Below are 16588 nucleotides of genomic sequence, written 5' to 3' on the forward strand. Positions count from 1 at the left end.
AAGCTAGCGCGCTTCCAGCATCGCGACGCGAACGCCGAGATAGATGAAGAGCGCGCCGAGCGAGCGATTGATCCAGGCGATCACGCCGGCCGATTGCCGGATGCGGCTGGCAGCCCGCGCCGCAAAGGCCGCGAGACCGAGGCACCACAGCGTGCCGCAGGTGATGAAGATCAGCCCGAGCACAAGGAAGGCCAGGGCCTTGTGGGCTGAGTCCGCCGCCACGAATTGCGGCAGGAACGCCAGGAAGAACAGCGCCACCTTGGGATTGAGGATATTGGTCAGCGCGCCCTGCCAGAACACGCGCGAGATCGAGGTCGTATCGCCCTGCCCCGCGATCTCGGCAATCGGCTTGGCGCGCGTCAGCAGCATCTGCAGGCCGGTCAGCACCAGATAGGCCGCGCCGATCAGCTTGACGGCGAGGAAGGCGGTCGAGGACGCCATCAGCAACGCCGACAGTCCGATCGCCGCACCCATCACGTGAACCAGGCAGCCGCAGCTGATACCGATTGCCGCAGCGGCGCCGCCGCGCCATCCGAGCTGAATCGTGCGCCCAATGATATAGGCGGTATCCGGCCCCGGCGTGATGTTGAGCAGCAGGCCGGACAGGACGAAGAGCCAAAGTTCGTGAATTCCCAGCATGTCAGCGACATTAACCTATGTAAGTAACCGTCCGGAAAGGACCATCAGCCAGACCTGCGCCATCCCAGCGACACACGAATTCAGTAGAGAAACGGCTCTACGATCCGTTGGTCGCATGCCAATTCCTGCTACTATGCATTATAGGTGCCTGCAAACCGAGCTTCCGCCGGACCCGGCCTGTCTTGTAAGTATCGGATTCGGTCACATTGGCTAGGTGGCCATTCCAGGGCACAGGAGACATGGAAAGACGGCTCGCTGCCATTCTTTGCGCTGATATCGCCGGCTATTCCCGCATGATGGGGGTCGACGAGGCGGGGACGCATGCCTCGTTCAAGGCGCACCGCAGCGCGATCTACCCCATCATCCTCAACCATGGCGGCCGAATCGTCAAAAACACCGGCGATGGCTTCCTCTTGGAATTCCCCAGCATCATCGGCGCGATCGAAGCCGCCGTTGCGATGCAGACCCTGATGGCCGAGCGCAACGAACATCTGCCGGCCGACCGCGCCATGCATTTCCGGATGGGCGTCCACATGGGCGACGTCATGGCCGACGAGGACGAGGTGTTCGGCGACGACGTCAACATCGCCGTCCGGCTCGAGACGGTCGCGGTGCCCGGCGGCATCGCGGTATCGGACAAGGCCCGCACCGAGGCCGGGCGGCGGCTTGCCGTCAGCCTGGTCGATGCCGGTCCGCACCGCTTCAAGAACATCACCGAGCCGGTCAATGTCTGGACCTGGGCGCCGGCCGGCTCCGACAAGCAGGAGCAGGTCCCGGAGGACGGGCCGCATCTGCCGGGGCAATACCGGACCGCGATCGTCGGCGTGCTGCCGTTCGACAATCTGAGCGGCAGCGCCGACGAATATTTCTCGGACGGCCTGACCGAGGACCTGATCCACGCGCTGTCGCTGCAATCCTTCTACCGGGTGCTGAGCCGCAACTCGACCTTCGCCTACAAGGGCAAGAACCTCTCGACGCGTTTGATCGCGCGCGAGATCGACGCGACCTATCTGATCCAGGGCTCGGTGCGCCGCGCCGGCAACAAGATCCGCGTCACCGCCGAGCTGATCGCGCCCGAGAAGGGCGAGCAGCTGTGGACCGGCCGCTACGACCGCGACATGGGCGACCTGTTCGCGATGCAGGACGAGATCACTGCGAACCTCTCCGCCGCCGTCGCGCAGGAGATTTACCGCGCCGAGGCCTCGGCGCCGGCGCGCTCGCCGAACTCCGAGCTGACGGCGTGGGACCGCTTCCTCAAGGGTCTGTCGCACTACTATCACCAGACCAAGGACGATTGCGAAACCGCCATCGCACTGTTCAAGGAGGCGATCGAGCTCGATCCCGCGCTGTCGATCGCGCGGGCCTATCTCGCGCTGATCCAGATCCAGAGCGTGCAGTTCGGCTGGATCCCGAGCACGCGCGACCTGTGGGCCTCGTCGGTCAGCCTGGCCGAGAGCAGCGTGCGGCTCGACCCGCGCTCCTCGTTCGCATTCTCGCTGCTGGCCTATCTGCACGCGATGCAGGGCCACTACGAAGCCGCGATGGACGCCATCAAGCGGGCGATCGAGCTCAACCCCTACGACATGGGCGCGCGCGGCGTGCTCGGCATCTGCCACATGGTGATCGGCGATCACCGTCAGGCGGTCGAATTGTTCTCGACGGCAGTCCAGCGCGGCAACAGCGATCCGCGCTACCAATGGGCCGCGCTGAACGCCTTCAGCCATTATCTGCTCGGGCAATACGACGCGTCGCTGTCGTGGTCGCGCGAGGGACTCTATCTCAACCCGAACCACCTGCAGTGCCTTGCGGTGCGCACCGCGGCGCTCGCCCAGCTCGGCCGCGCCGACGAGGCCGCGCAGGCCGCCGAGGCGCTGCTCGCCAACCATCCCGAACTGACGGTCGAACGGCACCTGCGCAATTTCCACTGGAAGAACCCCGCCGACATCGCGCATTACCGCGACGGCCTCTTGAAAGCCGGCCTCCCCTTCGGCAAACTCGCTCTGGTTGCATCCTCATCGAAATTCGCCGTCGACTCCTGAGCGAATTCATCCACCGGTAATGGATGCTTTCTAAGCTGAAGCTTTTCAGGATGTGGTTTGATGTCCGATACGGCTGCAAGCGAGGCGCCCGCCCCGCAGATTTCCGAGAACAATCCCTGCCCGTTCCTGCGCGCACTGGTCGCCGGCAACTATGTCGGCGGGCATCTCGTGCCGTTGCCGGAACTGACCGGGACGATCGGGCGCGCCACCGGCAAGACGGGGTTCGAGGGGTTCTCCGCGCGGGCGAAGATCTTCATGGTCGCGCAGATGGCCAACGGGATCGGTCCGTTCAGCCTGGTGCGCAGCCTGTTGCAGGGCGCGATCCTCGACGAATTGCGCAACGGCCCGCTCGACAAGCACGGCGCCGGCTCGCGCATCCTCGACCAGCATGCGGTGGTGCACGAGGACGAGATCGCGCGGCTTGCGACCTTCGGCCAGGACTACAAGGCGCCCGACGGCAGCGTCGAACGCGGGCTGTCGGCCGCCGAAATCAAGACCTTCATGGCGGCAAACTTCCAGCGCGCCAAGGACGAGCATCCGCCGTCCTACGGCATCCTGCACTGCTATTATCCGCTTCTGATGCTCGGCGAGTGGCCGGTGCTGCTCGACATCATGGGCAAGGGCGAAGGCAAGGACCGCTATCTCAGCGTCGCCGAGGTCAGGACGCTGTTCGTCGAGAAGCGTTTTCCGGACCGCATCGTCGCGCTGCTCAACGGCTGAGCCCAAATCCTTTTGAGGAATGGGGTTCGCGCTAATACCTGTTTACTTGAACAGCGGCGTGCCCGGCACGAAGGCGTCGAACGCCGCCCAGAATTGCCCGCGGTAGCGATCCTGCTCCTGCAGGATCTCGTGCTTGGAGCCGGCGATCACCAGATGCGAGCCGGCGCGCAAATGATACGCAAACTCCTCGATCGCGGCCGTCGACACCACCTCGTCATTGCTCGCCGCCAGCATCAGGATCGGCTGCCGGATTTCGGACGGATATGACATGCCGCGGAAGGTGCGCATCGCGGTGAACGCGGTGTCGGCCCAGGCGATCGTCGGCGCCGCGATGCCGAGCGTCGGGTCTTCGTCCAGGATCGCGGCGTTGCGGGCGTGGCGCACCGGATCGCTGGTCACGGGATTGCCGATGAAGGGCGCAAGACCCACCAGTTCGCTGCTGCCGCCCGGCACGTAGTTGCCGCCCTGCCCGGTCCAACGCATGATCCGAAGCAGCGCGCTCGGAAAGAACGAGACGCGCTTGCGCGGCAGGTCGATCATCGGCGCCGACAGCACCATACGGTCGAACCAGCGCTTGCCGGCATGCGCGACCCGCAGCATGACCGCACCGCCCATCGAATGCGCCAGCGCGAAATAGGGCGGCGGGCAATCCGGCAGCACCACCTGCTGCACGAAGGCTTCGACGTCGATCTCGTAGTCGGCGAAGTCGCGCACATAGCCCTTGCGGGGATCGCGCAGCCGGCGCGAGGAATGACCTTGCCCGCGCCAATCGATCATCGCCACGGCAAAGCCGCGGTCGCGCAGATCGCGCACCGTCTCGAAATACTTCTCGATCATCTCGCCGCGGCCGCCGAACACACAAACGGTACCCTTGCGGCCGCGCGGCGGCGCCCAGCGCGCAAAGCGCAGCTCGGCGCCGTCGGATGTCTTGATGGTGCCACTGACAACGTCGTCCGGAACCGGATTGGCGGGAATCGAGACGAGCGTCATGAAGGAGACCGGACTGGTGAGACAGGATGGAGACCAAGGGCGCCTGCGCCAAAAAAGCGACGCGGCTTCCGCCTCTTGAACGCGACATGACCCCTCCCATATCACCTCAGTACAGGCCGCTACCAGTGTTTCGGACCCGGAACACGAGGCTGCACACATCTAAGCCCGGCCCGATGGCGGGCGGGTAACTGAAACAGTCGCTCATTGGAGGACTACCCTATGCGTAGCTACGACCTCACTCCGTTCTACCGTTCCACCGTCGGCTTCGACCGCCTCTTCAACCTGCTCGATCAGGTGACCTCGGACGGCAGCCCCGGCTATCCCCCCTACAACATCGAGCGCACCGGCGAGAATGCGTACCGGATCAGCGTTGCGGTCTCCGGCTTCTCGCAGGCCGAGCTTTCGATCGTCGCAAAGGAGAACACGCTGACGATCAAGGGCGAGAAATCCGCCAACGAGAACTCCGGCAACGGCTCCGAAGTACTCTATCGCGGCATCGCCTCCCGCGCCTTCGAGCGCGTCTTCCAGCTTGCCGACTTCGTGCAGGTGAAGAACGCCTCGCTCGAGAACGGCCTGCTCCACGTCGATCTCGTGCGCGAGATTCCCGAGGCCAAGAAGCCCCGCAGTATTCCGATCGGCGGCGGCGAGAAGGCCCCGCAGGTGGTTGACGGCTCGGCGAAGGTCGCGGCCTAAGGAACGCCCCCCGCGTCAGCAGATATTGGCTGCACGCGAAAACGCCCCGGGAAACCGGGGCGTTTTTTGTGGGCTTCGTAGCCCGGATGGAGCGAAGCGCAATCCGGGGGCCGTACTGCCGGTCAGGAGAGATTCCCGGATTTCGCTGCGCTCCATCCGGGCTACGGACCTCACTCCAATCCCTGTACCTTCGGCATCTCCTGCGTCGGCAGGAGCGCAGGCGCAGGCGCCGCCGGCGCTGGAGCGGCCTGCCCCACGGTCGGGACCTCGGCCCGCTGAACGGGCTGTGGCGCGGCCGCTTGGGTCTCGGCCGGCTTCGGTGCCCCTGCGGTCTGCTCGGCCGGCGCGGGGGCTGCCGCCTGGGTGGGCGACGCGGCGGTCGGCGGGACGGCAGCCTGAACTGCCGCAGCAGGGGTCGTCGGAGCGGCGGCCTGGGTGGCCGGGGCCGGAGCCGGTGCCAGACCTTGTGCAGATTTGGCCGAGAGCGGGCTCCGCTTCGGCACCGGCACGCGGCTTGCGACATGGGGGATCGGGGCCGGCGGCCGCGGCACCCTCGCCTGGATCGGCCGCGGCATCGGCCCGACCGGGCCGTAGGTCGCGCTCATCTCCTCCTCGTAATTGTCGCCGAGCCGGTAGGCCGGGGTGAAACGGATGATGTGCCCGTCGCGGGCGTCGATCACCAGCCGGCCATCGTCGCCGCCCCGGTCGATCACCGAGATCGTGTAGACGAAGCCGCGCTGCTGGGGCGCGCCGAGCGGCAGATAGCCGTTCTCGCGCAGCACGGTGTAGACCTCGACCGGCGGCAACAGGCTCGGGACCCGGCCAAACCGCGGCGGCGGCGGAACCTCGGGCATGGCGGCGTAGGGTCCGTCCATGTCGGACACCCTGACGAAAGCCGGGCTGCTGATCCGGGCGGACGTCGCCAGCTGGGCCTGGGCCGAGGCTGCGCTGAGCGCGAGGGCGGCGGCTGCAACCGAACCTGTGAACAACTTCATCGCCGTAACTCCTGTCTGCCCCGCCCTGGGAGCGTTCCCGCTCTCTTGCCGGCTTGCCCGGGGCAAAACTTCAGTTTCAAATTCGGCGGTCCTTGGTCGCTCCTTGGGCCAGATCACGGCGTGTTTGCTTCGAATCGGGGGCGCCGCGCAGCCCGCCGAGCCGTTCGATCCAAGCATGCGGGCGAGGACTTCCTCGCGCTTGTGTGATAGACAAAAATTTGGCAAGGTCGAAGTTAGGACAGTAAAGCTGTCTCAATTTCGAGGCCATCCCGGCATAGGGATTGCAACGAGAACCTTCGCGAGGAGGACCTCGGCGCCCCGAGCTCCGAGAATGCTGCAGGCAGGGCCGTCCCCTAGGGGACGTTGAAACGCCCGTCGTCTGAATTTAGGAAAATGCGGCTCGCGGCGGACGAGCGGTGGCCCGGTGGGTGCCGCAACGTCCAAGGTGCGCCAAATACGGTGAGGCCCCTTACGCAAGGGAGAGGACACATGAGCGGGTCGGAATTCGAGCGCGAAAACATCGTGGCAGGAACGCTGTCGGCGACCGCGGACTCGAAAGCCGCCGAACCCGCGCGTGAGCTCCATACTCCTGAGCTCCATACCTGGCGCCCTGAGGCCGAAGGCCTCTACGATCTGAGCCTGGAAAAGGATTCCTGCGGCGTCGGCTTCATCGCCAACATCAAGGGCCAGAAGTCGCACCAGATCGTCTCCGACGCGCTGAGCATCCTGTGCAATCTCGAGCATCGCGGCGCGGTCGGCGCCGACCCGCGCGCCGGTGACGGCGCCGGCATCCTGGTGCAGATCCCGCACGCCTTCTTCGTGCGCAAGACCGCGGAGCTCGGCTTCAAGCTGCCGCAGCCCGGCGAATACGCCATCGGCGCGCTGTTCATGCCGCGCGATGCCGCGTGGCGGAACGTGATCAAGAGCATCATCGCCGACGAGATCAAGAACGAGGGCTTCAAGCTGCTCGGCTGGCGCGACGTGCCGAGCGACAACTCCTCGCTCGGCGTCACCGTGAAGCCGACCGAGCCCTACCACATGCAGGTCTTCATCGGCCGCAACGGCGGGGCCAAGAGCGAGGACGATTTCGAGCGCCGGCTCTATATCCTGCGCAAGTCGATCTCGCAGGCGATCTATCAGCGCCGCGACCGCGGCATGGCGGGCTATTACCCGTGCTCGTTCTCGTGCCGCACCGTGATCTACAAGGGCATGTTCCTGGCCGACCAGCTCGGCAAGTACTATCCCGACCTGCATGAAGCCGACTTCGACAGCGCGCTGGCACTGGTGCATCAGCGCTTCTCGACCAACACCTTCCCGACCTGGTCGCTGGCGCATCCCTACCGGATGATCGCCCATAACGGCGAAATCAACACGCTGCGCGGCAACGTCAACTGGATGGCGGCGCGGCAGGCCTCGGTGCATTCGGAGCTCTACGGCAAGGACATCAGCCGGCTCTGGCCGATCTCCTATGAAGGCCAGAGCGACACCGCCTGCTTCGACAACGCGCTCGAATTCCTGGTGCAGGGCGGTTACTCGCTGCCGCATGCCGTGATGATGATGATTCCGGAAGCGTGGGCCGGCAATCCGCTGATGGATGAGCAGCGCCGCGCCTTCTACGAATATCATGCCGCGCTGATGGAGCCGTGGGACGGCCCGGCCGCGATCGCCTTCACCGACGGCCGCAAGATCGGCGCCACGCTCGACCGCAACGGCCTGCGCCCGGCGCGCTATCTCGTCACCAAGGACGACCGCATCGTGATGGCGTCCGAAATGGGCGTGCTGAAGATTCCGGAGGACCAGATCGTCACCAAGTGGCGGCTGCAACCCGGCAAGATGCTGCTCGTCGACCTCGAGCAGGGCCGCCTGATTCCCGACGACGAGATCAAGGCCGACCTCGCCAAGAGCCACCCCTACAGCGACTGGCTGCATCGCACCCAGATCCAGCTCGAGGAGCTGCCGGATGCGGCGGCCAAGGGCGTGCGCTCCAACCTGCCGCTGCTCGATCGGCAGCAGGCGTTCGGCTACAGCCAGGAAGACATCAACATCCTGATGACGCCGATGGCGTCGACCGGCGAGGAAGCCGCGGGCTCGATGGGCAACGACACGCCGATCTCGGCGCTGTCGGACAAGCCGAAGCAGCTGTTCACCTACTTCAAGCAGAACTTCGCGCAGGTGACCAACCCGCCGATCGATCCGATCCGCGAGGAAATCGTCATGAGCCTCGTATCGATCATCGGGCCGCGGCCGAACCTGTTCGACCTGCAGGGCGTCGCCTCGACCAAGCGCCTCGAGGTGCGGCAGCCGATCCTGACCGACGCGGATCTGGAGAAGATCCGCTCGATCTCCGACGTCGCCGAGACCCATTTCAAGTCGCGCACGCTCGACACCACCTTCCACGCCGGCTTCGGCGCGGCGGGCATGGAGCAGGTGCTCGACGAACTCTGCGCGCGCGCCGAGGGCGCGGTGCGCGAGGGCATCAACATCATCATCCTGTCGGACCGCATGACCGGCACCGACCGGATCCCGATCCCGTCGCTGCTGGCCTGCGCCGCCGTGCATCACCATCTGATCCGCACCGGCCTGCGCACCTCGGTCGGCCTCGTGGTGGAATCCGGCGAGCCGCGCGAAGTGCATCACTTCGCCTGCCTCGCCGGCTACGGCGCCGAAGCGATCAACCCCTATCTCGCGTTCGAAACCATCCTCGCGATGAAGGACCGCCTGCCCGGCGCGCTCGACGACTACGAGATCGTCAAGCGCTACATCAAGTCGATCGGCAAGGGCCTGCTCAAGGTGATGTCCAAGATGGGCATCTCGACCTACCAGTCCTATTGCGGCGCGCAGATCTTCGACGCAGTCGGCCTCAAGGCGGACTTCGTCGCCAAGTATTTCGCCGGCACCCACACCCGCATCGAGGGCGTCGGCCTCGGCGAGATCGCCGAGGAGACGGTGCGGCGCCACAACGACGCGTTCGGTGACGGCCAGATCTACAAGACCGCGCTCGATGTCGGCGGCGAATATGCCTACCGCACCCGCGGCGAGGACCATGCCTGGACCGCGGAATCGGTCTCGACCCTGCAGCATGCCGTGCGCGGCAATTCGCAGGAGCGCTACCGCGCGTTCGCCAAGATCCTCAACGAGCAGTCCGAGCGTCTCTTGACGCTGCGCGGCCTGTTCCGGATCAAGAGCGCCGAGGACGACAAGCGCAAGCCGGTCAAGCTCGAGGACGTCGAGCCGGCCAAGGACATCGTCAAGCGGTTCTCGACGGGTGCGATGTCGTTCGGCTCGATCTCGCGCGAGGCGCACACCACGCTCGCGATCGCGATGAACCGGATCGGCGGCAAGTCGAACACCGGCGAAGGCGGCGAAGAGTCGGACCGCTTCAAGCCGCTGCCCAACGGCGACTCGATGCGCTCGGCGATCAAGCAGGTCGCCTCGGGCCGGTTCGGCGTGACGACGGAATACCTCGTCAACTCCGACATGATGCAGATCAAGATGGCGCAGGGTGCCAAGCCCGGCGAAGGCGGCCAGCTGCCCGGCCACAAGGTCGACGCGACGATCGCGCGCGTCCGGCATTCGACGCCTGGCGTCGGCCTGATCTCTCCGCCGCCGCACCACGACATCTACTCGATCGAAGACCTCGCCCAGCTGATCTACGACCTCAAGAACGTCAATCCCGACGGCCAAGTCTCGGTCAAGCTGGTGTCCGAAGTCGGCGTCGGCACGGTTGCCGCCGGCGTCGCCAAGGCACGCGCCGACCACGTCACCATCGCGGGCTTCGAGGGCGGCACCGGTGCTTCGCCCTTGACCTCGATCAAGCATGCCGGCTCGCCGTGGGAGATCGGACTTGCCGAAACCCACCAGACGCTGGTGCGCCAGCGGCTGCGCAGCCGCATCGCGGTGCAGGTCGACGGCGGCTTCCGCACCGGCCGTGACGTCGTGATCGGCGCGCTGCTCGGCGCCGACGAGTTCGGCTTCGCCACCGCGCCCCTGATTGCGGCGGGCTGCATCATGATGCGCAAGTGCCATCTCAACACCTGCCCGGTCGGCGTCGCGACCCAGGACCCGGTGCTGCGCAAGCGCTTCACCGGCCAGCCCGAGCACGTCATCAACTACTTCTTCTTCGTCGCCGAGGAAGTGCGCGAGATCATGGCGCAGCTCGGCTTCAAGAAGTTCGACGACATGGTCGGCCAGGTCCAGATGCTGGACCAGACCGCGCTGGTCTCGCACTGGAAGGCCAAGGGCCTCGATTTCTCCAAGCTGTTCGTGCGGCAGAAGGAGGAGAAGGGCCAGACGATCTATCACTCGGAGAGCCAGAACCATCATCTGGAAGCCGTGCTCGACCGCCGGCTGATCGAGCAGGCGCAGGCTGCCCTCGATCGCGGCGCGCCGGTCAAGATCGAGGAAGAGATCAACAACACCGACCGTTCCGCGGGCGCGATGCTGTCGGGCGCGGTGGCCAAGATCTACGGCCATGCCGGCCTGCCGCTCGACACCATCCATGTCGGCCTGAAGGGCACGGCGGGACAGGCGTTCGGCGCCTGGCTCGCCAAGGGCGTCACCTTCGAGCTCGAGGGTGAAGGCAACGACTATGTCGGCAAGGGACTCTCGGGCGGTTGCATCATCGTCAAGCCGCCGAGGATATCCGGCATCGTGCCGGAAGAATCGATCATCGTCGGCAACACCGTGATGTACGGCGCGATCGCGGGCGAGTGCTACTTCCGCGGCATCGCCGGCGAGCGCTTCGCGGTGCGCAATTCCGGCGCGGTCGCAGTCGTCGAAGGCGCCGGCGATCATTGCTGCGAATACATGACCGGCGGCATCGTGGTGGTGCTCGGCAAGACCGGGCGCAACTTCGCGGCCGGCATGTCCGGCGGCATCGCCTATGTGCTGGACGAGACCGGCGACTTCGACAGGCTCTGCAACCTGTCGATGGTCGAGCTCGAGCCGGTGCTGTCGGAGGAGATGATCAACGCCGACACCTATCACCACTCCGGCGATCTCGAGGCGCATGGCCGGGTCGACGTGTTCCAGAACCTGCTCGACTCCGACGTGGAGCGCCTGCATGTCCTGATCACGCGCCACGCCAAGCTGACCGGCTCGAAGAAGGCGGCGGAGATCCTCGCCAACTGGAAGGCCTGGCTGCCCAAGTTCCGCAAGGTGATGCCGGTCGAGTACCGCCGCGCGCTGAAGGAAATGAAGGCCAACGCCGACGCCGAACCGAAGATCGCGATCGGCGCGTAATATCACCAGGCGTCATTCCGGGCCGCGCCAGGCGCGACCCCGGAATTGCGCAAAACCACTTCGAGACTTCGGGTCTGCGCCCCGCGGCGCAGCCCGGAACGACGGACAACTGAGATGCAGGGGCATCGGGTTTCAATGGGTAAGATCACAGGTTTTCTCGAGATCGAGCGGCATGACCGCAAGTACGAGCCGGTCTCCGATCGGCTCAAGAACTTCAACGAGTTCGTCATTCCGCTGAGCGAGAAGGACACGCGCGATCAGGCCGCGCGCTGCATGAATTGCGGCATCCCCTATTGCCACGGCACCGGTTCGACCGCGCCGGGCACGCCCGGCTGCCCGGTCAACAACCAGATCCCCGATTTCAACGACCTCGTCTATCAGGGCAACTGGGAAGAAGCCTCGCGCAACCTGCACTCGACCAACAATTTCCCCGAGTTCACCGGCCGGATCTGCCCGGCGCCGTGCGAGGCGTCCTGCACGCTGAACATCGACGACAACCCGGTGACCATCAAGACGATCGAATGCGCGATCGTCGATCGCGCCTGGGACAATGGCTGGCTGAAGCCCGAAATCGCTCCCCAGAAAACCGGCAAGAAGGTCGCCGTGATCGGCTCGGGCCCCGCCGGCATGGCCGCAGCGCAGCAGCTCGCGCGCGCCGGCCATGAGGTGCATGTCTACGAGAAGTTCGCCAAGGCCGGCGGCCTGCTCCGCTACGGCATTCCCGACTTCAAGATGGAAAAGAACGTCATCGACCGTCGCGTGGCGCAGATGGAAGCCGAAGGTGTCACCTTCCATTACGGCAAGGCGGTCGGCGGAAGCACCCCCGGCGCGATCGATCCGCAGGAGCTCGCCAAGCAGTATGACGCGGTGGCGCTGACCGGGGGCGCGGAAGCCCCGCGCGACCTGCCGATCCCCGGCCGCGACCTCGCCGGTATCCACTTCGCGATGGACTTCCTGCCGCAGCAGAACCGCCGCGTCTCCGGTGAGCCGCTGAACGGCGCCGCCGACATCCTCGCTGGCGGCAAGCATGTCGTCGTGATCGGCGGCGGCGACACCGGATCGGACTGCATCGGCACCTCGTTCCGCCAGGGCGCGAAGTCGGTGACCCAGCTCGAGATCATGCCGGCGCCGCCCGAGCACGAGAACAAGGGCGTGACCTGGCCGAACTGGCCGCTGAAGATGCGGACGTCGTCGAGCCAGGCCGAAGGCGCGGTGCGCGAATACGCCGTGCTGACCACCAAGTTCGAAGGCAAGGACGGCAAGGTCACGAAGCTGCATTGCGTCAAGGTCGACGACAAGTTCAAGCCGCTGCCCGGCACCGAGTTCACGCTCGACGCCGAACTCGTGCTGCTGGCGATGGGCTTCGTGCATCCGGTGCACGAGGGCCTGCTCAAGACGCTCGGCGTCGACCTCGACCAGCGCGGCAACGTCCGTGCCTCCCTGCACGACTACCAGACCTCGCGCGCAAAAATCTTCTCGGCCGGCGACATGCGCCGCGGCCAGTCGCTCGTGGTCTGGGCGATCCGCGAAGGCCGCCAGTGCGCGCGCTCGATCGATAGCTTCCTGATGGGCAAGACGGACCTGCCGGGGTAAGTGCCCCGGCCGTTTCGGCAAGTCATACCCACACACTGAACTGTCATCGCCCGCGAAAGCGGGCGATCCAGTATTCCAGAGACGTCAGAGATCAAACGGAGAAGCCGCTGCGTACTGGATGCCCCGCCTCCCCGGGCATAACGACCGATGGCTGATGGAACTACAGCGAACTCCGTGTCACGCATTCCCGCATTGTCTTACCCATCACGTTGACGTTCCGGCACACGGCACCGGAGCCGGGAATCTCCGGATTATCGCAATCGTTGTGGCACACCCGCATTCCGTTCTCGGTGTGCCAACCGACCGACGGGTCCCGCGAGTCGCGATTGTAAACGGTCGCGGGCCGCCCACTGCGCTTCAGCGTGTCGGACATGAAGCGGTAGCCGAAACCGCGCATGCAATCCTTGAAGGTCTCGGGAATATAACCCTGATCCGGTTCGCCCAGACGCCGATTGCAGGCGCTCACGGCGGCCATGCCGACGGCATTCGGCCGCTTGTGTCCGTGCGGCCTGATGGTGTCGTACCACCTGACCGTGAGTTGATCGGCGTGGGCCTGAACGACTGCGCTCATTAGCAATGCGGCAACGATGATGATGCGTTTCATGTCACTCTCCAGCTCTGCAGAGAGTGGTGGGTCCCGACGCGGGCCTGGTTCAAGACCGGCGGATTACAAGTTGGCAACAAGGCGCTGCCGACGTCCGGTCCGGGCGGCGGAAGGGAGGGGGAACTAGTTCTGCACCCGCACGCCGAGCATCACGACCGTCGATGCCGAGCTCTGTCCCGGCTGGTTCGAATCCAGCCAGTCGCGGCGCACGGTGCCCTTGATCCAGAGGCTGCGGGTCATCTTGTAGATCAGATCGGCGGACACCGAGTAGATCGTGTCGGTGCGGTTGTCGCCCTGGTAGTCGAGCGTGCCGTAGGTGAACTTGCCGATGCCGGTCAGCCAGCGGCGGAAGTCGTGGTCGACCTCGACGGTGTAGGTGCGCGACAGCACGCCGGAGGTGCCGGGCAGCGTGGTCTCGCCGAGCTGGGTGTCGGAATAGAATTTGGCCGTGGTCAGCGGCGTCGCGGTCCAGGTCAGCGATGCCGTGGTGAGCAGGCCTTCGAGCCGGCTGAGCCGCGGGTCGACATAGTCGCGCGCCGCATAGCCGATCGAGATCTCGCCGAACAGCAGCCGCGTGAACTCGAACGACGTACCGATCTTGGCATAACCGCCCGACGAATTGCGCGCGTAGCCGTTGCGGTCGAGATAGAGATCGTGGAAGCGGCTGTCGCCCTCCACCTCGACGAACGGCTTCACGGCCGGGTTCAGCTCATAGCTGAAGCGGCCGACGCCGCCATATTGCGTGAAGTTGCGATCGTCGTTCGACGACGAGGTGCCGTCGGTGAGCTTCGACCATTGGTAATCGGTGCGGTCGACAGTGCCACCCAGCGAGACCTGCATGCGGTTGAAATTCTGGTCGATGCCGAAAGTGCCGCCGACCGTGGTGTAGATCGGATATCTGGCGAGGCCGGCCTGCACGTTCGGGCTGCCGGGATTGTCGGTCGAGACCAGCAAACGGGCCTGTCCCAGCAGATGCGTGTCTCGGGAGACATCGAGACGGCCGTCGATATGGCCGGTGAAATTCGGGCGGTCGACATCGAGCGGCGCCGACAGCGGCGTGCCATCAATCGGCGTCAGCTGGGAGCCATAACCGGTGAATGAGCCGCGCAGATCGGCGACGACGGCGTGACGCTCCCAGTCCGACACCGCGAGGAATTCCGGCGCCACCATGTAGAACGCCTTGCCCTGCGGCGAGTTCAGCCGGCCCGGATTGGTGTCGTAGCCGGCCATCACCTCGACCGCGGTCTTGACCATGAACGAGCCGGCGTAGTCGCCGACCGCGCCGAACGGATCGTCGTCGATCTTGAGCCGCTTGCGCGGCGGCTGGCCGACGATGGTACCGGCCATTGCCGGCGGCAGCGGCGGCTTGTTGGCGGTGTCCGACGGCGGGATCGACAGCCGCAACTGCCCGGCCGCGGTCAGCGGCGGCGACGTGGGCACCGGCGAGCCCGGTCCCGGCGGCGGCTTCGGCTTGGCCTGGCCCGGATAATATTTCGGCTTCACGCGCTTGCGGTTCAGCGAGTCATAGCCCGACGTCGCAGCACCGTTGGCGGCGGGCAGCCCATAGGTCGGGACCTGTCCGATCCGCGTCGTGGTTGACGTCGATGACGACGAAGACGGACGCCGGGCGGGATCGGCGTCGGGCAACCGCAGGCCGTTGAGCGGATCGAGGGCTTCGGCCGTGGTCCGGCGCAGCGGCGAATCCGGGTTGATCACCTGGCTCTGCCGGTTCGGGCTGAACAGATCAGGCGTCACCGTCTGGGCGGCGGCGAGCCCCGAGGTCGCAGTCAGCACAAGGCATGGCAAAACCACGCGAACGAAACGTCCGCGCCGATTTGGGCCGCTTGCTGGCCGCCGCCACACGATGGAAATACTCCAACGAATTCATGCGCTTGACGTACGCATTCCACCGGGTGGCGGAAAACGTCCTTAATGGAGTTAAAACAATTATGGTTAATGAGCCGTTGAGGATCCGCGCCCGCGCGTCGCATCGCGGAATCGAACGTGCTAAGGGAGACGCCCGGGTGCAAAACCCCTCCCCTGGAATCCGTAATGGCCAAACCGAAACCGCTGATGACCAAATCATCCGGCCCCGATGACGGCGCCGTTCAGTCGGCGCTCCGCACCCTCGATGCCGAAGCCAGCGGCGTCGCTGCGCTGTCGGCTGCGCTCAAGTCCGACCTCGGCGCGCCGTTCACGGCGGCATCCGAACTGATCGGCAAGGCCAAGGGGCGGCTGATCGTGACCGGGCTTGGCAAGTCGGGCCATATCGGCCGCAAGATCGCGGCGACCTTCGCCTCGACCGGCACGCCTGCGTTCTTTGTGCACGCGGCGGAAGCGAGCCATGGCGATCTCGGCATGATCACCGTCGACGACGTGATCCTGGCGCTGTCATGGTCCGGCGAGCAGCCGGAGATGCGCAACCTGATCGCCTATGCCGCGCGCTTCGGCATTCCGCTGATCGCGATGACCGCCGACAAGGATTCGACGCTGAGCAAGGCCGCCGACGTGCAGCTGACGCTGCCGAAGGCCCGCGAGGCCTGCCCGCACAATCTGGCGCCGACCACGTCCTCGCTGATGATGCTGGCGCTCGGCGATGCGCTGGCGATCGCGCTGCTCGAGGGCCGCGGCTTCACCTCGACCGATTTCAGCGTGCTGCATCCGGGCGGCAAGCTCGGCGCGCTCTTGAAATATGCCCGCGACCTGATGCACAGCGGCGACGCGTTGCCGCTGAAGCCGCTCGGCACCAGGATGTCGGATGCGCTGGTCGAGATGACCTCCAAGGGCTTTGGCTGTGTCGGCATCGTCGACCGCCATGGCCATCTCGCCGGCATCGTCACCGACGGCGACTTGCGCCGGCAGCTGACGCGCCCCGACTTGCTGACGCTTTCCGTCGACGAGGTCATGACCAGGACCCCGAAGACGATCAACCGCGACACGCTGGCCGGCGAAGCGCTCGAGCTGCTCAACGCCTCGAAGATCACGACGCTGATCGTGACCGACGCCAAGAAGCCGGTCGGCATCATCCATCTGCACGACCTGCTGCGCGCAGGCGTGGCGTAACCTTTCACGGC

General features: G+C 65.6%; 11 protein-coding genes. 6 read left to right on the top strand and 5 right to left on the bottom strand.

Annotated features, from left to right (window positions below; all coding sequences use genetic code 11):
* Positions 1-3 precede the first annotated feature (3 nt).
* On the bottom strand, positions 4-639 hold the full coding sequence (locus BI327_RS31100) for a LysE family translocator (RefSeq protein WP_076865075.1): 636 nt from the start codon (positions 637-639) through the stop codon (positions 4-6).
* 239 nt (positions 640-878) lie between these two features.
* On the opposite strand from BI327_RS31100, the gene BI327_RS31105 reads away from it, so the two are divergent.
* Both BI327_RS31105 and BI327_RS31110 read left to right on the top strand, forming a co-directional pair.
* On the top strand, positions 879-2678 hold the full coding sequence (locus tag BI327_RS31105) for an adenylate/guanylate cyclase domain-containing protein (RefSeq protein WP_076865076.1): 1800 nt from the start codon (positions 879-881) through the stop codon (positions 2676-2678).
* Between the two features lie 60 nt (positions 2679-2738).
* Positions 2739-3398, top strand: a complete 660-nt coding sequence (locus tag BI327_RS31110; RefSeq protein WP_076865077.1) for a hypothetical protein — start codon at positions 2739-2741, stop codon at positions 3396-3398.
* Between the two features lie 42 nt (positions 3399-3440).
* Here BI327_RS31110 and BI327_RS31115 read toward each other — a convergent pair whose 3' ends face one another.
* Positions 3441-4388, bottom strand: a complete 948-nt coding sequence (locus BI327_RS31115; protein ID WP_076865078.1) for an alpha/beta hydrolase — start codon at positions 4386-4388, stop codon at positions 3441-3443.
* 219 nt (positions 4389-4607) lie between these two features.
* Between BI327_RS31115 and BI327_RS31120 the strand changes: the two genes are divergently transcribed.
* Positions 4608-5081 carry an Hsp20 family protein gene (locus tag BI327_RS31120; protein WP_024584810.1) on the top strand — a complete coding sequence of 158 codons (474 nt, stop codon included), beginning with the start codon at positions 4608-4610 and terminating at the stop codon, positions 5079-5081.
* Between the two features lie 170 nt (positions 5082-5251).
* Here the strand turns inward: BI327_RS31120 and BI327_RS31125 are convergent, their stop codons facing one another.
* Complete coding sequence (locus tag BI327_RS31125) at positions 5252-6076, bottom strand: hypothetical protein (RefSeq protein ID WP_076865079.1); 825 nt, start codon at positions 6074-6076, stop codon at positions 5252-5254.
* 489 nt (positions 6077-6565) lie between these two features.
* Between BI327_RS31125 and gltB the strand changes: the two genes are divergently transcribed.
* Complete coding sequence (gene gltB, locus BI327_RS31130; RefSeq protein WP_076865080.1) at positions 6566-11317, top strand: glutamate synthase large subunit; 4752 nt, start codon at positions 6566-6568, stop codon at positions 11315-11317.
* 135 nt (positions 11318-11452) lie between these two features.
* Positions 11453-12910, top strand: a complete 1458-nt coding sequence (locus BI327_RS31135; protein WP_076865081.1) for a glutamate synthase subunit beta — start codon at positions 11453-11455, stop codon at positions 12908-12910.
* 160 nt (positions 12911-13070) lie between these two features.
* On the opposite strand, the gene BI327_RS31140 is transcribed toward BI327_RS31135, so the two are convergent.
* A complete protein-coding gene (locus tag BI327_RS31140; protein ID WP_143271719.1) occupies positions 13071-13514 on the bottom strand; it encodes a hypothetical protein in 444 nt (147 codons plus the stop codon).
* Positions 13515-13637: 123 nt separating this feature from the next.
* The gene (locus tag BI327_RS31145) at positions 13638-15320 is read right to left on the bottom strand and encodes an outer membrane beta-barrel protein (protein WP_083742275.1); all 1683 of its coding nucleotides are present in this window, start codon (positions 15318-15320) and stop codon (positions 13638-13640) included.
* 246 nt (positions 15321-15566) lie between these two features.
* On the opposite strand from BI327_RS31145, the gene BI327_RS31150 reads away from it, so the two are divergent.
* Positions 15567-16577, top strand: a complete 1011-nt coding sequence (locus BI327_RS31150) for a KpsF/GutQ family sugar-phosphate isomerase (protein WP_076865084.1) — start codon at positions 15567-15569, stop codon at positions 16575-16577.
* The last annotated feature ends 11 nt before the right edge of the window (positions 16578-16588 follow it).

Source organism: Bradyrhizobium mercantei, from assembly GCF_001982635.1.
GTDB lineage: Bacteria > Pseudomonadota > Alphaproteobacteria > Rhizobiales > Xanthobacteraceae > Bradyrhizobium > Bradyrhizobium mercantei.